The sequence below is a fragment of the SAR86 cluster bacterium genome (assembly GCA_023703615.1).
In the GTDB taxonomy this organism is placed as follows: Bacteria; Pseudomonadota; Gammaproteobacteria; order Magnimaribacterales; family D2472; genus MED-G85.
This window is the reverse complement of record CP097971.1, coordinates 851,981-872,172: the sequence shown is the minus strand read 5'-3', so window position 1 is coordinate 872,172 and position 20,192 is coordinate 851,981. Positions and strand designations below refer to the sequence as shown.

Below are 20,192 nucleotides of genomic sequence, written 5' to 3'. Positions count from 1 at the left end.
AGCTTCATAGTAATATCAAAATCAACCTCAAATCGTAAAAATAAGGTACAGTATGTACCATGGAGCACCAGTAAATGGGTCTAGAGCGGCTAATAGGGTTTACTTTTACTTTTGGTATTTTAATCATTGTTTTTTTATTTGTCCTATCTCCTCAAATAGACTATCAACAGGATCAAAAAATTTTAGAAAAACCTTTATTACAAGAGAATATATCAGATAACAGCCCAGAAATTACAATATCAGAAAATCCTGTAAAGGATAATCAAGATCTAAATATCTCTTCTGTTGATAAAGAAAAGTTAGAACTTGATTTATCAGAATTTGATCTATTTGTAATTAGAGTTCATGTCTTATCCTCTTTGGAGGGTGCTGAAAAAATAGTCGTAAAAATAAACAATTCAGGTTTCCCTGCTTTTATAGAGCCATTTGGAAAAGAACAAAATTTATTTGCTGTATATGTAGGACCATTTATTGAAAAGAATGATATTGAAAAAAATCTAAAACAAATTTATGAAGCATCTGATACATCTAAAGGAGAAATTTCTAGATGGAAGCTATAGGGTTAAATATTGCAGATTGGTTCATAATTATAGTTTTGACAGCCTCAGGTTTAATTTCTTTAGCAAGAGGATTTACAAAAGAATTTTTATCATTATTTCTTTGGTTAATTGCTTTTATTGCGGCAGTAAGTTTAGAGTATTTAGCTACTCCTAAAATAAATGAATATATTGGAAATGAAGAAATATCAAAGATTGTTTCTTATATTGTTGTCTTTATGATTTGTATTGTTCTTGGAGGATTTCTAATAAAATTTATAGTTAAAGTTATCAAATGGTCCGGAGCTTCTGGATTTGATAAGTTTCTTGGTGTTTTATTTGGATTGAGCAGGGGACTTATAGTTCTATTTGTTATTTTTTTATTGTTGCCTAGTAGCGTTAAAACGACTGATCTTATTAGCAAATCAAAAATAACACCATTAATTGAAGAATATGCACCACAAATAGAAGCATATTTCAGAAATTTGATAGATAATAAAGATATTGTAGAGGATGCTAAAGAGTTAATTGATCCTGTTATAGAAAACTTAACTCCAGCTTCTGAAGAAGTTAAAAATATTAGTGAGGACTCTTAATGTGTGGAATTGTTGGCATTTCTGCAGAAACAAACGTAGCTGCTGAGATTTACGACTCTCTTTTGATGCTACAGCATCGTGGTCAAGATGCAGCTGGAATGGTTGTATGTGACAAAAATGATAGACTGCATAGCAGAAAATCAATGGGCTATGTTAGGGATGTCTTCCAACAAAATCATATGAACAAACTCTCTGGTAACTATGGCATTGGGCATGTTAGGTACCCAACTGCAGGTGGTGCAGGGAAGGAATTTGCTCAACCAATGTATGTTAACTCACCATATGGCATTAGTCTTGCCCATAACGGTAATCTTACAAATTCAAAGCTCCTAGCAAGTCAATTATTTCATGCAGAAATGCGGCATTTAAATACCGATTCTGATTCTGAAGTTCTCTTAAATATTTTTGCTCATGAGCTTGGAAAGCAAAGAGAAATATATCCATCAGCTCAACATATTTTTAAAGCTGTAACTAAAACTCATAGAAGATGTGATGGAGCATATGCTGTAATAGCTCTTATAACAGGTTTTGGATTGCTTGCTTTTAGAGATGAGAATGGAATAAGGCCACTGACATTAGGGATTAGAAAAGGAGAATCAAGAGACGAATATATGATTGCATCAGAGGATGCGTTATTTACATCTCAAGGTTTTGAAAAATTAAGAGATATAGAGCCCGGCGAGGCTATTTTTATTGATAAAAAAGGTAATTTATTTTCACAACAATGTTCAGAAAATCCTAGAAAAATTCCATGTATATTTGAATATGTATACTTCTCAAGACCTGACTCAAGCATGGATGATATTTCAGTTTATAAATCTAGAATGAGAATGGGTTCTAAACTTGCAGAAAATATTCAGCGTGCTAACCCTGAGCATGATATTGATGTTGTAATTCCGATACCGGATAGCTCATCGACTGCTGCACTTCAATTAGCAGTAGATTTAAAGGTTCCTTACAGAGAAGGCTTTGTTAAAAATAGATACATAGGAAGAACATTCATCATGCCATACCAAGATGAAAGAAAAAAATCTGTAAGAAGAAAATTAAATATTCTTGATCTTGAATTTAAAGATAAGAATGTATTATTAGTAGATGATTCAATTGTAAGAGGCACCACCAGTAAAAAAATTATTGAAATGGCAAAAGAGGCTGGAGCAAGAAAAGTATATTTTGCATCAGCAGCTCCAGCTATAAAATTTCAAAATTTATATGGAATTGATATGCCAGCAATTGGAGAATTGATTGCATCAAATAAATCAGATGAAGAGGTTGCAAATGAAATTGGAGCTGATTGGCTTATTTATCAAACTCTTGAGGATTTAATAAGTTCGGTTCAGACTGGCAATCCTGAAATAAAAGAATTTGAAACCTCAATTTTTACAGGTCATTACATAACTCCTTTGGCTGAAAATTATCTAGAAGAACTAGAGGCATCAAGACAGGATGAAGTAAAACAGCAAAGAGAAAAGAAAAAAGCTTAATTGGGATTTACTATATTTATCGCTGGAATTTCTGCAGAATTAGCACTTTTGACATAAGTTTCTATTTCATTAAAGTTTAAATATCTATAAATATCATCAGCAAGAGGATTTATATCTTCCATATATTTATGATATTCCTCAACAGTTGGAAGTTTTCCAAGAACAGATGCAATGGCAGAAAGTTCTGCTGAAGCTAGAAAAACATCTGCACCATCTCCAAGCCTGTTTGGAAAATTTCTAGTTGAGGTAGAAACAACTGTTGAATTTGCTAAAACTCTTGCCTGATTACCCATGCATAATGAACAACCTGGTACTTCTGTTCTTGCACCTGATACTCCAAAAACATTATAAATACCTTCCTCCATAAGCTGTTTTTCATCCATTTTTGTTGGAGGAACAACCCATAATCTTGCTTTAGTACCATTATATTTCTTTAATAGGGTTCCAGCTGCCCTAAAATGACCGATATTGGTCATACATGAACCAATGAACACTTCTTGTATTTCAGTATTTGCTACTTCTGATAAAGGCTTAATATCATCTGGATCATTAGGACATGCTAGTAAAGGTTCTTTAATTTCATTTAGGTCTATTTCAATTATTTCAGCATATTCTGCATTGTCATCTGGTTTTAAAAGCTCAGGTTTTTCAATCCATTCTTCCATTGCTTTGGCCCTTCTTTCTAAAGTTTTAGCATCGCCATAACCGCTTGCTATCATCCAACGCAACATAACAATATTTGAGTTTAAATATTCAATGATTGGTTCCTTATTTAATCTAACCGTACAGCCAGAAGCCGATCTTTCTGCAGAAGCATCTGAAAGCTCGAAAGCTTGTTCTACTTTCATATTTGGTAATCCTTCAATTTCTAGACATTTACCTGAAAATATATTTTTCTTACCTTTCTTTTCAACTGTTAACAAGCCTTTTTGAATTGCAGCATACGGGATCGCATTCACAAGATCTCTAAGTGTGATCCCTGGTTGCATTTCTCCTTTAAATCTTACTAACACAGATTCAGGCATATCTAGCGGCATCACACCAAGCGTAGCAGCAAATGCTACTAATCCAGATCCTGCTGGAAAACTAATACCTATTGGAAATCTTGTATGACTATCTCCTCCGGTGCCAACACCATCTGGAATTAGCATTCTATTTAACCAAGAATGAATTATTCCATCACCTGGTCTCAAGGAAACTCCACCTCGATTCATAATAAAATCTGGTAAATTATGTTGTGTTTCAATGTCTACAGGTTTGGGATAGGCTGCCGTATGACAAAAAGATTGCATAACAAGATCAGCAGAAAATCCTAAACATGCAAGTTCTTTTAATTCGTCTCTTGTCATTGGTCCAGTTGTATCTTGTGATCCTACCGTTGTCATTCTTGGTTCACAGTAAGTGCCTGGCCTGATCCCGTTTACCCCACATGCTTTACCAACCATTTTTTGTGCCAAAGTAAATCCTGCTTTTGAAGTTTTATCTGGAGTTGGTCTCTTAAAAATATTTGTAGGCTCTAATCCTAATGTTTCTCGTGTTTTATCTGTTAACTGTCTTCCAATAATTAATGGGATTCTTCCATTAGCTCTTACTTCATCAAGCAAGACATCAGTTTTTAATTCAAAAGTACTAATTACTTCATTCGTATTTGCATCTAGGACTTTTCCTTCATAGGGCTCAAGAATTATTTCTTGTCCCATTTGCATTTTTGATACATCAAGTTCAATAGGAAAAGCTCCAGAATCTTCAAGAGTATTAAAGAAAATAGGTGCAATTTTTCCTCCAAAACAGTAACCACCTTCTTTCTTATTTGGAATGCATGGAATCTCATCACCCATATGCCATAGAACAGAATTAGTTGCAGATTTTCTTGATGATCCGGTTCCAACAACATCTCCAACAAAAACTAAAGGATTACCTTTTGCTTTTAATTCATCAATAATTTCTAATGGTCTATCAAGTCCCTCCCTTGGCATTTTGAACATTGCCAATGCATGAAGAGGAATATCTGGTCTTGACCAAGCATCAGTGGCAGGTGATAGATCATCAGTATTTATTTCTCCTGGTACTTTATAAACTGTAAGTTTGATTTGTTCTGCTATGTCAGTCTTTTTTGTAAACCATTCACCTTCAGCCCAAGAATTAATGACTTTCTTTGCATATTTATTATCTTTAGATAACTCTAAAATTTCATTGAATGCATCAAAAATTAAAAGGGTGTTACTCAAAGCATTTGCTGCCTCATCTCCTAATTCATCAATCTTCAAGCATTTAATTAAAGGTTCAATGTTATACCCACCAAGCATCGTACCTAAAATACGAACAGCTTCTATTTTATTAATGTAAGGACTTAGAGTCTTTCCTGAAGTTATATCAGCAAGGAACGCTGCTTTGACGTATGCAGATTGATCAACACCTGCAGGCACTCTTTCTTTTAATAAATTAAGTAAATACTCAGATTCGTCATTTTCAGATTTTAAAAGTTCAATTAAATCAGAAGTTTGATCAGCACTTAATGGAAGTGGAGGTATATTTTGCTTAGCTCTTTCGTCAACGTGTGCTTTATATTCATTTAACATTAGAAATCTCCACTTGTATTTTACTCTTATCAGTAAAAGGCTTCTACTAAATATCAATTTTTATTTAAAAATGAGTTATTATTTTCCTAATTATGCAAAAAAATAGATCAACTACTCCATGCTTAGGGATTTGCTCGACAACATATGGTGACGATGTATGCAAAGGATGCAAAAGATTTGTTCATGAAGTCATAAATTGGCCAAAATATTCAAATGATGAGAGGGCACTTGTAAATGATCGACTAGAAAAATTTAAAATCACCATTCTTAAAGAAAAATTTACTATTGTTGATAAAGATCTTTTTGCTTTAAGACTAAAAGAGAATGCAATTATTTATAACAACTCATTAGATCCATTGACTTGGATCTATGATTTATTTAGAGCATCTGGTACACAAGAACTTGAGTTAAATTATTTTGGTATCAAGGCTATTCAAATTTGTGATTTTAAAACTATAAAAGATGAAATTAATAATGCCCTGTTAGAACTTTCTGAAGCACATCATGAAAGATATTTTAAAAAACTTTAAATAATTTTAGCCAAAATCTTTTAACATTCTTTTTAATTCAAGAGAGTGTTCCTCTTCTTCACCAATCATTCCTCGAGCGTACTCTTCTAAATAAATTGACTTGTTTTCAACCTTATCTAATAAACTGTTGTAAAGACCAAGAGCATGCAATTCATGCTCTAAACTTTCTTCAAGTATATCTTTAATTGAATGACGATTTGTTTCCTCAATCTTTGCTATCTTCTGACTTGGATGCCCATCTAATCCAGCAACAATTTCACCAGCACCTTGAGCATGTAGCAATGATTCATTGGCTTGCTCTTTTAAAAAATTTACAATTGGAATTCTATGAGGACCTGTAACCATCATAGATGAATGAGTATAGCGAACAACACCTGCTAACTCATATTCCATGATCTCATTTAAAACCTCGCATACCTCGTCAGTATTAATTTTGTCCAATTTAATGTACTCCATATATTTTAATATAATAACAATATAAGATAGTTATTATATTTTGTAAACTACTGATATAAGGTTTTTTTTTAATGCAAATCATTATGATAATCATTTGCATTTAAGTTATTTTTAATACTATTAACTTATAGATGGACCAAATAATTTAAAGCGCCAAAATAAAAAAAATGCAATTATTGAATATGCTATGATTGCAATTTGTTTTATGCCTGGAAGGCTAACTATTTTTGCTAACCATTCGTAGCCATTTGTTTTTTGCCAAACATAAATAAAAGCATCAACCCCAACATATTTTTTGCCATCAGCAAATACAACATGTAATTTTTTTAGATATTTATCTTCCATTTGACTACAGTCTTCAAATTCTAAGTTTGATCTTTTTTTATAATGTTTTATTTCCATATTACAAATAAAACATTTTTCATTAAATAATACTTTGCCATCTTTCATGAATTTATTTTATCAATTTTTTTAGTTACTATGTTTATTAACAAGAATAATTTTTCAATAAAATTGAAGAGGTCAAATCATGAAAATTATATTTATTTTTACTTTCCTTTTTTTTGGTTTTTTACATGCTGAAGTTATCGATACTGAAAAAAAAGTCAGTGAATTAAGTGTTGATGAATTAAAACAAATAGTTCGCCAAATTGTTGAAGAGAGTATCGAACAATGTATCGTAACTGGAACTATGGAGGGAAGGGCTAAATTAAATTTAGACGTTCAAGGTGAAGTTGTTGCAAAAATGAGTTGTGAATTTAAAAATGATACAAATGAGTAACGAAAATAAATTTAAACAATTTTTTGAAGAGGGATGGAATAAAATTTTTGGCAAGGAAGAAGATATGTCTAAGTTAAGAACAAAAAGTCTTTATCGTGCAAAAAAAGGAATTCAAAATGTTGGGACCCCACATGATTGGGAGGACTATGAAAAGTATAAACAAAATGAAAAGGATCAAAAATGAAACAAACTAATGTTTTCGATGAATTTATTGATGAATGTTGTTCTAATCCAATAACAGGATATTTTAGAGATGGTTTTTGTCATACGGATGAGATGGATAGAGGTCTTCATGTAGTTTGTTCACTAATAAATGACGAATTTCTAGCTTTTTCCAAGTCTAAAGGTAATGATTTATCTACTCCTAGGCCAGAATTTAATTTTCCGGGGCTAAAAGAAGGTGATTCTTGGTGCGTTTGTGCTGAAAGATGGAAAGAAGCCTATGAACATGGTTTTGCACCCAAAGTTTATTTAAAAAAAACTCATAAAAAGGCAGCTAATATTATTGATATTGAGATTTTGAAAAGTTACGCGATAGATTTAAGTTAAAGTATCTAATTAACTATAGGTAATTGATACCAACACGTTGTATATTTTGGTGACGTCATATTTTGTTTCATTGGTGACCATTTTTTAGTATTTTGCGAGGCATAATAAATTTGAGTTTCATAAGCATTGAGTTGGTCCACATATTTCATGAACTGTGAATTTGCTTTTGGTTCATCTGGATCTTTAAATAAAGAATGCTGCATTAAAGTTTCATTTGTAAACTTGCTTAAAAGAATTCCTGCTTTTGCATAATCATATCCTGATTTATAAATAGGAAGTAAGGCTTTTTTAGCTGCTATTAAAATATCCCTGGTATCGTTTGTTGGATTAAATAGATCTATGGCTTTATAGCCTGTGTGTTGAGGTTTGCGATTATTAAAAGCACTTGTTCGAACAAAAACAGATACTTGAGAACATTTTTGTTTTTCATCTCTTAATTTTTCAGAAGCTCTCACAGCGAAATTGCTTACTATGGGCTTCAAAGCTTTTAAATCTGTAATCTTTGTACCAAAACTTCTGCTAACAACAATTTGTTTTTTGGCTGTAATATTATTTTCTATGTTGAGACATCTTTGTCCTCTAAGCTCTCTCACCGTTCTTTCTAAGACTACGCTAAATTTTCTTTTTATATATCTGGGATCAACATCAGCTAATTGCAGAGCATTAATGATTTTTGCTTTATTGAGATGTTCACTGAGTCTCCTACCAACTCCCCAAACTTCATGTACTGGAGTATGAAATAGAGCGTTTCTAATATCTTTTATTGTAGATATTTGATAAACATTGGTTGATACATTTAATCTTTTAGCTTCATTTAAGGCTATTTTGGTTAGAGTTTTTGTTGATGCTATGCCTATTCTTACTGGAACTCCTGTCCACTGCTTAACCAAGCCTCTAATATGGCAACTAAAATCGTATAGATCATAGTGCTCCTTTAACGAATCTAATTCTAAAAAAGCCTCATCAATGCTATAAATTTCAACCTTAGGAACAAAGCCTTGCAAAATATTCATTACTCTAGATGACATATCTCCATAAAAAGCAAAGTTAGAGGAAAAAACTTGTCCACCCTTGGCTAAAAAAGAATCTTTTACTTTAAACCAAGGAACACCCATACCTATACCCATTTTTTTTGCTTCAGTACTTCTTGCAATCACGCAACCGTCATTATTAGATAAGACTACTATTGGAACATTTTTTAAATCAGGACGGAAAATCCTTTCACAAGAAGCATAAAAGCTTTCACAATCGACCAAAGCTAAAGACATTAAAATTTATTAATAGCAGCAGTAACTGTTCCTACTATTTCTAGATCTTGACCGTGATTAATAAAGATAGGAGGGTACTCTGGATTATCTGGCATTAAACACATCTTTGGTTTGAGCTTTAATCGTTTGCATACAAATTCTCCATCAATGGAAGCAACGACTATACTGTCATGAGTAGGTTTTATACTTCTATCTACTACAAGAACTGCTTGATCAGTAATACCAGAACCAACCATAGATTGACCTTGAGCTCTTACTAAAAAAGTCGCTGCACCATTTTTTATCAAGTGTTTATTTAGATCTATGGGGCTTTCTATATAGTCGCTTGCAGGACTAGGAAATCCTGCATGCACAGATTCAAGAAAATAAGGCACAAATATTGCCGGTAGATTTTCTTCAGAAATTTTTCCGATATAGTTAACTTTCATGAGAATATTTTAAATACTGTATATATGTACAGTATATTTTCAAGATAATTATTTGTAAAGCTTCCAGCTAAAAATGTATTATAAATACATGAAATTTTGGTTATTGTTAGGAATTACTTATAGTTCTTTTTTTCTTTGGTATACAAACCTAAACGGAAGTTTAGATGACAACGAAATTAAATTCTTTTTAGAGAAGTTAAAACAAAATGCTGAAGAAATAGGAGACTCGTTAGATCAAGATCGTTATGCCCGAATTAAAGTTTTTATGGAAGAGGATGACGGCAAACAATTTTTTATGATTAATAATGTAGATTTAGATGAAGATCCTGAAATTATTGAAGGTATTCAAGAAGGTGATTCGGCTGAAATAATTTTAGGTAAGTATACAGATCATGTATTTCCAGAAATTTTTAAGCGAGCATCTCACCCAATATTTATGGGAAGTTCTATACATAGATCAATGGATATAATCGGTATAGAAAATGCAGAAATTTGGGATAGTGTAGGAGTAATAAGATATAAGAGTAGGCGAGCCTTAATGGAATTAGCAACTAATCCAATTTTTGAAAGAAAACATAAGTTTAAAGTAGCTGCTTTAGAGAAAACAATTGCGTATCCAGTAAAGCTTGGTTTTTATTTGGGTGACCCAAGAATAGTTTTAGCTTTTATATTGTTAATAATTGGTTTACTTGTAAGACCAATAACTAGGAAATAGAAAATTTTTCTAACTTATAATCTTTATCATTAATTGATAAAAACCATCCATAATCGCCCCAGTCTCCAAGAACAATTCTTATAGAATCACTAACCTTATGAATATTTGGTCTGTGAGTATGACCGTGGATTAAAAGATCAGGAGTATGTTCATTTACAAAGTCTTGAACAGCTAAAGAACTCACATCAGTGATAGCATTAGATTTTTCTGAAGTTGCTTCTTGGCTTGCATCTCTCATGGAACTTGCAATTTCTTTTCTTTCAATAAGACTTTTGTTTAAAAAATTTGACTGCCATTCTTCACTTCGAACTTCATTCCTAAAAGATATATAGTCTTTATCATCAGTACATAAAAAATCTCCGTGACTAATGACAACATTTTGATTATTAATATCAAGTACATACGGATCAGGTAAAATTGTTATGCCGGTATCTTCGGCAAATGAATTACCAATTAAGAAATCTCTATTACCGTGAATAAAAAATGTTTTTGGACCATCATTTGTGAATTCATACAAAGCTTTTTTAACTTTATTTGAAAGGAGTGAATCATCATCGTCTCCAATCCAAGCTTCAAATAAATCACCAAGAATATAAAAATGAGTACAAACTTGCTTTGATTCTTGTAGAAATTTTAAGAAAGCTTCAACAAGTTTGGGATTATTTTCACTTAAGTGTAAATCTGAAATAAAGCGAGGTTTCATTCACTAACAGTTACTGACTCTATAGTAATTAGATCTACAGGAACATCTTGATGACCACCAGAAGACCCAGTTGCAACGTCAGCAATTTTATCAACAACGTCCATGCCTTCAGTGACTTTGCCGAAGACGGCGTAACCCCATCCTTGTGGATTTTCGCCTGTATGATTTAAAAAATTATTATCTTTGTGATTGATAAAAAATTGACTAGTAGCCGAATGTGGATCCATAGTTCTAGCCATCGCAACAGTTCCTCTATCATTTGGAAGACCGTTATTAGCTTCATTTTGTATTGGTGCTGTTCCACTAGATTTGTTAGTCATATCAGCATTTAAGCCACCACCTTGTATCATAAAACCATTGATCACTCTGTGGAAAATCGTTCCTTCATAATATCCTGATTTTGCAATTGCAACAAAGTTTTCAGTAGTAATAGGAGCTTTTTCTTTATTAAGCTCTAGTTTTATATCTCCATGTGATGTATTGATAATAATTGTTGTCATATCGCCTTCCTTATTTTGTGAAACGGATGCTTCATTAGTTTGATTTGTGCAAGAATTAATTAAAAGCGCAATAACAAAATAGCTTGTGATTAATTTGGATGCTTTAGAGATTTTCACTAATTTAGCTTATATTTAAAGTTTAATTTTATCATTAAAAGTTAAAATTAAGCATATAGTTCTTAAAATGCTTTTTAATTTCCGTGGCATCTAATTTAAATTCTTCTAGTTCATATTTATGTTTATTTTTTTTGATTTTTTTTTGCATAACTAAATAATCATGAATTTTGTTTTCCGTTTTTATATCAAAATCTAAATCTAAATAAGTGTAAATTCTTTTTACTTCAACTAAAGGATTTTTTATAAAATCTGAATAGCTAATGTCAATAATTTGACTTGATGCCAAAAGATTTCTGTCATTCATTCCTTTATTTAAATTATTTGACCAAAATTCAGCAACATCTTTGCCAATATTTGAGAAATCTGCATTTTTTGTGAAGGCTGATCTGATGTTTTTCACAAGACTGCAAAAAGATCCAATAGATTCCTCAGGATTTCTATGAATGTTAATAAATTTTGCATTTGGGTATGCATGCATAATTTCTGGAATATGGGCAATATGACTTGGATCTTTAAATAACCATCTTTTTGGTTTGCCATATAATTCAAGCACTTGAAAAAATCTTTTATGCCATAAAAAAACTGTTTCAAAGCTACAATTTTTTAAATATTCAATATACTCGGGTACGTCAGCCATGCACATGTATACAAAACTTCGTATATTAATAGTTGCTAAGAGTTCACATTCTTCAGGACTTTGCGCTCTAATATGATGCATTGATTTTAATTTTGGAATAATTGTTCTTGCAAATTTTAATTCTGCATTAATTTTCCACTCCCGTTTAGTAATATCAAACTTATTTTTTATCAAAGGTAAAGGAGACATTATTTCCCAATATTTTGGTGATCTATGGTTTTCATCTAAAGCAAGTAGGTTGAATAAAAATGTAGTACCTGATCTTGGTAAGCCAGTGACAAAAATAGGATCAGATATGTCAGGCAAATCCTTATCTTTTATATATTCATAAAGTTTAGATCGCATTTTAAGCCTATTTTTTAGTTGATTTTTAAATGCTATTGAACCGAATAAATTAAACTCATTATTTTTATTTGCTGAATTGACTAGTATTTCAAGTGGTTCAGAATAATCATCTTCACCAAGATTGCCATCAAGATTGCCAAGCATGTTGTTTATACTAATTTTATTCATCTCTTATAAAGTTACTTATAATATATAAGATACATTGATATTAAAAAATCTACAATTTTGAATTATGAATATTCTTTTTTTATGTGTTGGAAACTCTGCAAGAAGTCAAATTGCTGAAGGCTTAGCAAAAGAGATGTTTGGAAATAGTCATAATATACAAAGTGCTGGTTCAAATCCTACTGGTAATATTCATCCTAGCGCAATTTGTACAATGAAAGAAATTGGTATCGATATATCTCATCAAAGATCTAAATCAATTGATAGTCTTGATACTAATTTTTTAGACAATTTAGATTTCGTCATAACCCTCTGTGCTGAAGAGATATGCCCAGTCCTGCCAAGTAAAGCAAGAAAACTTCATTGGTTAAACGTGGATCCTGCTAACAAAAACTATTCTGAGACACAATTAAAAATCGCATTTAAAAAAACTAGAGAAAATATATTTAAGTTATTAAAAAAATTTTACGTTGAAAATTCATGAACGCATTGTGATAATTAGATAATGGCTCCTCAGGTTGGGATCGAACCAACGACCAATTGATTAACAGTCAACTGCTCTACCGCTGAGCTACTGAGGAACGTAATAGCTGAGCATTATAATTAGTTTTTAATATATAAGTAAATGACAAAAGAATTAAAGGTTATATCTGATTTTGAACCAGCAGGCTCTCAACCTCAAGCTATTGAAAGTTTGGTTGAGGGTTTAGGTGATGGTTTACTGCATCAAACTCTTTTGGGTGTGACTGGTTCTGGCAAAACTTATACTATGGCGAAGGTCATAGAAGCTACACAAAGACCAGCAATTATAATGGCTCACAACAAAACCTTAGCTGCACAACTTTATGGAGAATTCAGAGATTTTTTCCCAGAAAATTCTGTTGAATACTTTGTTTCTTATTACGATTATTATCAACCTGAAGCATATGTTCCTACTTCGGATACATATATTGCAAAAGATGCTTCAATTAATGAACATATCGAACAGATGAGGCTGTCAGCCACAAAAGCTTTATTGGAAAGAAAAGATACAGTTGTTATAGCTACCGTTTCTTCAATTTATGGTTTGGGTGCACCAGAATCATATTTAAAAATGGTAGTTCATCTTGATAGAGGAGACACTATTAATCAAAGAGATTTGCTGAGAAGACTATCCTCTTTGCAATACACTAGAAATGATTTAGATTTCAGACGTGCAACTTTTAGAGTAAGAGGAGATACTATCGATGTTTATCCTGCAGATTCTGATAGTGAAGCATTGAGAGTTTCATTATTTGGTGATGAAATTGAAAAACTATCATGGTTCGATCCTTTGACTGGAGAGATTATTAACGATGTTCCAAGAGCGACTATTTTTCCTAAAACTCACTATGTCACACCAAAAGAAACTGTTTTAGGTTGCATAGATGATATTAAAAGTGAACTAAAAGAAAGATTAGAATACTTGAGATCAATAAATAAATTAGTTGAGGCACAAAGATTAGAAGAGAGAACTAACTATGATATTGAAATGCTCAGAGAGCTTGGATATTGCCAAGGTGTTGAAAATTATTCAAGATATCTCTCAGGAAGAAAGCCTGGAGAATCTCCACCATGTCTTTTTGATTACATTCCAAAGAATGCAATAGTTTTTATAGATGAATCACATGTATCAGTTCCACAAATTGGAGCAATGTATAAAGGAGACAGATCTAGAAAAGAAACCCTGGTGGAGTACGGCTTTAGATTGCCTTCAGCTATAGATAATAGACCATTAAAATTTGAAGAATGGGAGTTAATGGCGCCTCAAAGAGTTTATGTATCAGCTACACCAAGCAGATACGAAAATGAGCATCAGGATAATCTTGTTGAGCTTTTAGTTAGGCCAACTGGTTTAACAGATCCTGATGTTGAGATTAGACCAGCAAGCAGTCAAATTGATGATCTTATTGGCGAGTGCAATGATCGAATTTCTATCAAGGAGAGAGTACTAGTCACAACACTTACAAAAAGAATGGCTGAAGATTTAACCGATTACATGAGTGAAAACGGCATAAATGCAAGATATATGCATTCAGACACTGATACTGTTGAAAGAGTAGAGATTATTCGTGATTTAAGACTAGGAAAGTTTGATGTTTTAGTTGGAATAAATTTGTTAAGAGAGGGTTTAGATATCCCAGAAGTAAGCTTGGTAGCAATTCTTGATGCAGACAAAGAAGGTTTTTTAAGATCAGAAACTACAATGATTCAAACGATAGGAAGAGCTGCAAGAAATCTCAGAGGAAAAGCAATTTTATACGCTGACAAAATAACTGGATCAATGGAAAGGGCAATTGCAGAGACAGATAGAAGAAGATCAATTCAAGAAAAATATAATCAAAAAAATAAAATCACACCAAAATCTATAAAAACAGCTGTTAAAGATATTATGGAAGGTGCAAGAATTGTAAAAGGAAAATCAAAGTCAAAAAAAGAAGATATTGAAAAATCTTTATCCTTTAAAATTAAAGACGATACCGTAGAAAATATTAGTGATAGTATTGAAAAAATTGAAAACCAAATGTTTGCATACGCGAAAGATATGGAATTTGAAAAAGCTGCTCTATGTCGAGATAAGGTAAAGCACCTTAAAAGAAAATTAATTGATCTTTAGATTTCGTGCAAGAATGTGCTGCTAGCAACTTATAATAATCCTTAACTCTATATACATAATCAATGGCTTGTTGTCCTCTTGAATAGCCGTTTACATCTTTAATATTTATATCCTCTTCAGTAACCATTCCAAGTTTTTTTTCAATATCTCTCCACCTTATTTCTGTAGGTTCTTTATTTATAGTTTTTGCTATATTAATTATATTTGTTGGCCCAATATTATAGCTTGCAAGTGTTATAGATAGCTGATCTCCACTTGTTTTTCCAAATTTATTTTTATCTATTAATATAGCAAGGTATCTTGCTCCACCATTGATATTTTGCTCAGGATCAAGTCTCTTTTCGACACCCACCATTGCTGCAGTTTCAAGAGTAACCATCATCATTCCCCTTACTCCCATATTAGATTTTGCTCTTGGATCCCATTGTGATTCTTGAAATGAAATCGCAGCAAGCAGGTCTGAATTTAAAGATGTTTCCATAGCAGCGTTCTCAAACATTTGCTTATAAAGAGGTAGACGATTTTCATACAGAGTTGTAAATTTTTCTTTTTCAAAATTGTTTAATGAGGTGTTTCTGTATACTTCGATTAAATTATCTTCACATAACTTTGCCTCTCTTTTTTTAGAATCAAAAATATCACAACCACCTATAATAAATAAAATTAAGATGCTAAAAAAAAAGTTAAAGTTATTCCCCATTTTTAATTATTTTCTTTAAAAGACTTTATAATTGTTATATACAATATTTCAGACTTAAAGAAGTGTCAAAGATTAAAATCTTTTTACTGCAAGGCAAATCAAGTTTTTCAAATTCAAAACTTAACCAACTTAATATTGCATTTAATAAATTAAACAATCTAGATGACGCAATATCATCCTCGGAAATTTTTCTTATATCTGCATATGATAATTTAGATATTGATAAATTAAAAAACATTATCGATGCTGATGATCTAATTAAGGAGTATTCTTTTTATGTTGGACCTCGAGCTGGGACAATATCACCATGGTCATCTAAAACTCATGACATTATTAAAAATGTTGGTATTAGCGAAGTTATGAGAATTGAAAAATTCCTTGGCTTTATTTGTGAATCATACAATAACAATAAAAATTTAAATCTTCATATATTTTTTGATCGTATGACACAAAAAATCTACGATGACAAAGGTGAGTGCATAAATTTCTTAAAAACAAGCTCAAAAAGACCACTCAATTTTTTTAACATATCAGAGGGAGGTATAAAAACTCTCAAAAATGCCAATAAATCCTTTGGATTTGCTTTAAGTGATCAAGAAATACAATATTTATTCGATTTTTACTCAAATGAAAAAAGAAACCCCACTGATGCTGAGTTAATGATGTTTGCTCAGGCAAATTCAGAACATTGTCGACATAAAATTTTTAATGCAAAGTGGACCGAGAATGGTAAATCAAAAAATAGTTCATTATTTGATTTAATTAAAGATACAAGCAAAGAATCACCAAACGGAATTATAAGTGCCTACAAAGATAATGCTGCAATCATTGAAGGTGATCTTGTTGAGAGATTGCATATTGATGATTCTCAAAATTATAGCTTTCAAGCAGATAAATTAAATTCAACTATTAAAGTAGAAACTCACAATCATCCAACTGCTATTTCTCCTTATCCTGGAGCCTCAACAGGATCAGGTGGAGAAATAAGAGATGAGGGCGCAACTGGAAGAGGCGCAAAACCAAAAATAGGAATGGTTGGATTTAATGTGTCTAATTTGAGGCTTCCAAATAAAAAAAGAGAATGGGAATTTGAGCAGTACAAGCCAGATAGAATTGCTTCACCATTAGAAATAATGTTGGAAGCTCCAATTGGAGCAGCTGCATTCAATAATGAGTTTGGAAGACCTTCAACACTAGGATATTTCAGATCATTTGAAACTCCTTTTATTAATAATGTTTCTTACGGATATCATAAACCTATCATGCTAGCCGGCGGTATAGGAGAAATTAGAGATAAAAATAATTTTAAATTAGAAATTAAGAAAGATTATTTAGTTGTTGTGTTAGGTGGACCAGCAATGCTAATAGGTTTAGGTGGTGGAGCTGCATCCTCTGTTTCATCTGGAGAAACTGATGAAGAATTAGATTTTGCGTCAGTACAAAGAGATAACGCTGAAATGGAGAGACGATGCCAAGAAGTAATAAATTATTGCTCATCACAAGACAATAGTTATATAGAGTTTATTCATGACGTTGGTGCAGGGGGACTATCAAATGCAATACCAGAGCTCGCAAAAGATTCTAATCTAGGTGTATATGTCGAGTTGGATAAGATTCCAAATTCGGATCAGTCTATGTCACCCATGGAAATTTGGTCGAATGAATCTCAAGAGAGATATGTTTTAGCCATCCACCCGGTTAACAAAAATAAATTTGAAGAAGTTTGTAAGCGAGAAAGGTGCGTATATGCTTTTGTTGGAAAAACTATAAAAGAAAAATACGTGAAACTTTTTGACAAAGAAAACAACAATTATCCAGTTAATGTTCCTTTGTCAATGTTATTTGGAGACTTACCTATTACAGATATTAATATTCAAAACTATCCATCACCCTCTATCAATGAATCAAATGCAAATGATTATAGTTTTGAGGACTCTCTTATAAAAGTATTAGAGCATCCAACAGTAGCAAGCAAATTATTTCTAATAACTATTGGAGATAGAACAGTTAGTGGTTTAGTTGCAAGAGATCAATTAATTGGACCATTCCAAGTTCCAGTATCAGATTATTCAATGACTCTAAGATCTTACACCTCATATTCTGGGGAAGTCTTATCAGTTGGAGAAAAACCAACAATCGCTACGAATAATCCCAAAGCTTCAATGAGAATGGCTTTGTGTGAGTCACTTACAAATATGGCTGGTGTAGTGATTAAAGGATTAGATTTTGTTCAAGTTTCTGCAAATTGGATGGCTGCAACTGGCGAAAACATTGAAGATATGAATTTAAGGCATGGCGTTGAATCTTTATCAAAATCTTGTATAGACCTAGGGATATCGGTGCCAGTTGGTAAAGACTCTTTGTCAATGCGAACAAATTGGAAAGAAAATTCTGTTGATAGGACTGTTAAAAGTCCATTATCAGGAATAATTACAGCCATGGCACCGGTTGATGATGTTAGAAAATCAATAACACCTGAAATTCAGGTAGGGAAAGATACTAAATTATTATGTATTTCTTTGAACGATTCCAAAAGATTGCAGGGCTCAATATTTAGTGAAATCACTAATACAAATTATTTAGACTCACCTGATGTAGATGATTTGACCTTATTTAAAATATTATTCAATACTATCCAAAAGCTTGTAGAAGAAAATAAGATTTTAGCTCTTCATGATATTTCTGATGGAGGTTTAATAGTTAGTCTGCTCGAGATGGCATTTACTAAGAAAGTTGGTTTTGATATTTTGTTAAATAATATCCAAGCCGATAACTTAAATAATTTTTTGTTTGCAGAAGAAATTGGTTTTGTAATTCAAGTTGAGAGTAAGCTTGCTGATGAAATTAGCAGAAGTTTAAAAAATAAAAATATTATTGCTGAAGAAGTTGCAGTATTAAACTCAAGTCAAAATGTTCAAATATCACATGAGAATAAAGTAATTTTTGAAGAATCAATTATTTATCTTGAAAAGAAATGGAGGGATGTTTCTTTCACAATTCAGTCTCTTAGAGACAATAAATCTTCAGCAGATTCAGAATTAAACTTATTAGATACAAACTATAAAGGACTCAATTCAAGAGAATCATTTAAAAATCCAAATTTACAAATTTTTAATACAAAAGATAAAAAACCAAAAGTCGCGATTCTCAGAGAACAAGGGGTAAATGGACAATTAGAAATGGCAGCAGCATTCACTTTAGCTGGCTTTGATGCTGTTGATGTTCATATGCAAGACCTACTTGATAAAAATATTAATTTGAAATCATTCAATGGCATGGCAGCATGTGGTGGATTTTCGTACGGTGATGTTTTAGGTGCAGGAGGAGGTTGGGCAAAAACAATATTAAATAATGAAATAGTTAAAGATCAGTTTGAAGAATTTTTCACAAATAAAAACACTTTTACACTAGGCGTTTGTAATGGTTGCCAAATGATTTCAAAATTAAAAGAAATAATTCCCGGCGCTATAAATTGGCCAAGTTTTGAGAAAAATTTGTCTGATCAATTTGAAGCAAGATTAGTTCAAGTTGAAATTCAAAAAACTAACTCAATATTGCTTGATAATATGGATGGATGGACTCTACCAGTTGCATCAGCTCATGGAGAAGGTTATGCAAGATTTGAAAACGATAGCTTAAAAAAATTAAATGAATCATCGCAAATAGCTCTTAATTTTGTAAATTCTGATGGTAAGAAAACTGAAATTTATCCTATAAATCCAAATGGCTCTGAAGAGGGTGTTACTGGAGTTACGTCAGACGATGGTAGGGTCACGATCATGATGCCACATCCTGAGAGAGTATTTAGAAAAATTCAAATGAGTTGGCATCCAAAGCATTGGGAAGAGTTTTCACCATGGATGCAATTATTTATTAATGCTAAAAAAATTGTTTAATCACCAAAGCTTGATGTCTTCTTCCCTATAAATAAATTTGTCTTTTTCAATATCATTTAAATAATACTTAAGAGTTTTTTCAACAGTGGGGAAAGCTATTTCGTTCCATAAGATTTTATCTTTATCAAATAATTGAACATCCATACTCTCAAAAGTTGGGCCATAATTATCATCCAACAAATCAGCTAAATAGAAAACATGAATTTGATTAATGTGTGGCAAACTAAAAGTTGTGTAAGGCATAACTATTTTTGCAGCTGAGCCAGTCTCTTCCATTGTTTCTCTTAGAGCACCTTCTTGAAGGGTTTCAGAATTTTCTAAAAACCCTGCTGGCAATGTCCACAAACCCTTTCTTGGTTCGATATTTCTTTTTGCCATTAGAATTTTTTCATTTCTTATACATAAGGCACCAACAACAACATTTGGATTTGTGTAAAAAATAGCACCGCAGTTATTACAACAATATCGCTTTATGTTGTCATTTTTTGGAATCTTAAGCTCAATATCTGAGCTTCCACATGTTGAGCAATATTTCAATTTAGTTCCTTAATTTAAAAGAATTATAGTGTTTT

The 20,192-nt window shown here is 31.9% G+C and carries 21 protein-coding genes and 1 tRNA gene; 11 read left to right on the top strand and 11 right to left on the bottom strand.

What is annotated here, in order from left to right:
- Window positions 1-74: 74 nt before the first annotated feature.
- Genes M9C80_04520 through purF form a run of 3 tightly spaced genes read left to right on the top strand, consistent with a single transcriptional unit; the run spans window position 75 to window position 2,616 of the window.
- The gene (locus M9C80_04520) at window positions 75-560 is read left to right on the top strand and encodes a hypothetical protein (GenBank protein ID URQ69203.1); all 486 of its coding nucleotides are present in this window, start codon (window positions 75-77) and stop codon (window positions 558-560) included.
- Complete coding sequence (locus tag M9C80_04515; protein ID URQ69202.1) at window positions 548-1,132, top strand: CvpA family protein; 585 nt, start codon at window positions 548-550, stop codon at window positions 1,130-1,132. Before M9C80_04520 ends, M9C80_04515 begins: the two co-directional genes overlap by 13 nt.
- Window positions 1,132-2,616, top strand: coding sequence for an amidophosphoribosyltransferase (gene purF, locus M9C80_04510; protein ID URQ69201.1), 1,485 nt, complete (start codon window positions 1,132-1,134; stop codon window positions 2,614-2,616). Before M9C80_04515 ends, purF begins: the two co-directional genes overlap by 1 nt.
- Here the strand turns inward: purF and acnB are convergent.
- Window positions 2,613-5,195 carry a bifunctional aconitate hydratase 2/2-methylisocitrate dehydratase gene (gene acnB, locus M9C80_04505; protein URQ69200.1) on the bottom strand — a complete coding sequence of 861 codons (2,583 nt, stop codon included), beginning with the start codon at window positions 5,193-5,195 and terminating at the stop codon, window positions 2,613-2,615. The two genes, purF and acnB, sit on opposite strands and share 4 nt — an antisense overlap.
- A 92-nt stretch (window positions 5,196-5,287) precedes the next feature.
- Here acnB and M9C80_04500 point away from each other — a divergent pair, with 92 nt between their 5' ends.
- Window positions 5,288-5,725, top strand: coding sequence for a DUF1289 domain-containing protein (locus M9C80_04500; protein ID URQ69199.1), 438 nt, complete (start codon window positions 5,288-5,290; stop codon window positions 5,723-5,725).
- A gap of 6 nt (window positions 5,726-5,731) precedes the next feature.
- On the opposite strand, the gene M9C80_04495 is transcribed toward M9C80_04500, so the two are convergent.
- Both M9C80_04495 and M9C80_04490 read right to left on the bottom strand, forming a co-directional pair.
- Window positions 5,732-6,166 (bottom strand): bacterioferritin, encoded by a 435-nt coding sequence (locus M9C80_04495; protein URQ69198.1) that lies wholly within the window; start codon window positions 6,164-6,166, stop codon window positions 5,732-5,734.
- A gap of 135 nt (window positions 6,167-6,301) precedes the next feature.
- Window positions 6,302-6,631 (bottom strand): DUF393 domain-containing protein, encoded by a 330-nt coding sequence (locus tag M9C80_04490; protein URQ69197.1) that lies wholly within the window; start codon window positions 6,629-6,631, stop codon window positions 6,302-6,304.
- A gap of 79 nt (window positions 6,632-6,710) precedes the next feature.
- Here M9C80_04490 and M9C80_04485 point away from each other — a divergent pair, with 79 nt between their 5' ends.
- Genes M9C80_04485 through M9C80_04475 form a run of 3 tightly spaced genes read left to right on the top strand, consistent with a single transcriptional unit; the run spans window position 6,711 to window position 7,511 of the window.
- Window positions 6,711-6,962, top strand: coding sequence for a hypothetical protein (locus M9C80_04485; protein ID URQ69196.1), 252 nt, complete (start codon window positions 6,711-6,713; stop codon window positions 6,960-6,962).
- Window positions 6,955-7,146, top strand: a complete 192-nt coding sequence (locus M9C80_04480; GenBank protein URQ69195.1) for a hypothetical protein — start codon at window positions 6,955-6,957, stop codon at window positions 7,144-7,146. Before M9C80_04485 ends, M9C80_04480 begins: the two co-directional genes overlap by 8 nt.
- On the top strand, window positions 7,143-7,511 hold the full coding sequence (locus M9C80_04475; GenBank protein ID URQ69194.1) for a DUF2237 domain-containing protein: 369 nt from the start codon (window positions 7,143-7,145) through the stop codon (window positions 7,509-7,511). Before M9C80_04480 ends, M9C80_04475 begins: the two co-directional genes overlap by 4 nt.
- A gap of 5 nt (window positions 7,512-7,516) precedes the next feature.
- On the opposite strand, the gene umuC is transcribed toward M9C80_04475, so the two are convergent.
- Entirely contained in the window at window positions 7,517-8,779 is a 1,263-nt protein-coding gene (gene umuC / locus M9C80_04470; GenBank protein ID URQ69193.1) for a translesion error-prone DNA polymerase V subunit UmuC, read from the bottom strand.
- Entirely contained in the window at window positions 8,779-9,207 is a 429-nt protein-coding gene (gene umuD / locus M9C80_04465; GenBank protein URQ69192.1) for a translesion error-prone DNA polymerase V autoproteolytic subunit, read from the bottom strand. The genes umuC and umuD overlap by 1 nt, the downstream gene beginning before the upstream one ends.
- An 88-nt stretch (window positions 9,208-9,295) precedes the next feature.
- Between umuD and M9C80_04460 the strand changes: the two genes are divergently transcribed.
- A complete protein-coding gene (locus tag M9C80_04460) occupies window positions 9,296-9,922 on the top strand; it encodes a hypothetical protein (GenBank protein ID URQ69191.1) in 627 nt (208 codons plus the stop codon).
- Here the strand turns inward: M9C80_04460 and M9C80_04455 are convergent.
- The 3 genes from M9C80_04455 to M9C80_04445 form a co-directional block, all read right to left on the bottom strand.
- Entirely contained in the window at window positions 9,912-10,625 is a 714-nt protein-coding gene (locus M9C80_04455) for a UDP-2,3-diacylglucosamine diphosphatase (protein URQ69190.1), read from the bottom strand. The two genes, M9C80_04460 and M9C80_04455, sit on opposite strands and share 11 nt — an antisense overlap.
- Entirely contained in the window at window positions 10,622-11,125 is a 504-nt protein-coding gene (locus M9C80_04450) for a peptidylprolyl isomerase (protein ID URQ70202.1), read from the bottom strand. The genes M9C80_04455 and M9C80_04450 overlap by 4 nt, the downstream gene beginning before the upstream one ends.
- A 151-nt stretch (window positions 11,126-11,276) precedes the next feature.
- The gene (locus M9C80_04445; protein ID URQ69189.1) at window positions 11,277-12,392 is read right to left on the bottom strand and encodes a sulfotransferase; all 1,116 of its coding nucleotides are present in this window, start codon (window positions 12,390-12,392) and stop codon (window positions 11,277-11,279) included.
- Between the two features lie 64 nt (window positions 12,393-12,456).
- On the opposite strand from M9C80_04445, the gene M9C80_04440 reads away from it, so the two are divergent.
- Window positions 12,457-12,873: an arsenate reductase ArsC gene (locus tag M9C80_04440; protein URQ69188.1), complete on the top strand. Its 417-nt coding sequence runs from the start codon at window positions 12,457-12,459 to the stop codon at window positions 12,871-12,873.
- A gap of 22 nt (window positions 12,874-12,895) precedes the next feature.
- Here the strand turns inward: M9C80_04440 and M9C80_04435 are convergent.
- A tRNA-Asn gene (locus M9C80_04435) sits at window positions 12,896-12,970 on the bottom strand.
- Between the two features lie 44 nt (window positions 12,971-13,014).
- Here M9C80_04435 and uvrB point away from each other — a divergent pair.
- Window positions 13,015-15,024 (top strand): excinuclease ABC subunit UvrB, encoded by a 2,010-nt coding sequence (uvrB, locus tag M9C80_04430; GenBank protein ID URQ69187.1) that lies wholly within the window; start codon window positions 13,015-13,017, stop codon window positions 15,022-15,024.
- On the opposite strand, the gene M9C80_04425 is transcribed toward uvrB, so the two are convergent.
- Window positions 14,999-15,724: a transglycosylase SLT domain-containing protein gene (locus tag M9C80_04425; protein URQ69186.1), complete on the bottom strand. Its 726-nt coding sequence runs from the start codon at window positions 15,722-15,724 to the stop codon at window positions 14,999-15,001. The genes uvrB and M9C80_04425 overlap by 26 nt on opposite strands.
- 62 nt (window positions 15,725-15,786) lie before the next feature.
- On the opposite strand from M9C80_04425, the gene purL reads away from it, so the two are divergent.
- On the top strand, window positions 15,787-19,620 hold the full coding sequence (gene purL / locus M9C80_04420; GenBank protein ID URQ69185.1) for a phosphoribosylformylglycinamidine synthase: 3,834 nt from the start codon (window positions 15,787-15,789) through the stop codon (window positions 19,618-19,620).
- Here purL and M9C80_04415 read toward each other — a convergent pair whose 3' ends face one another.
- Window positions 19,621-20,157: an NUDIX hydrolase gene (locus tag M9C80_04415; GenBank protein URQ69184.1), complete on the bottom strand. Its 537-nt coding sequence runs from the start codon at window positions 20,155-20,157 to the stop codon at window positions 19,621-19,623.
- Window positions 20,158-20,192: the final 35 nt, after the last annotated feature.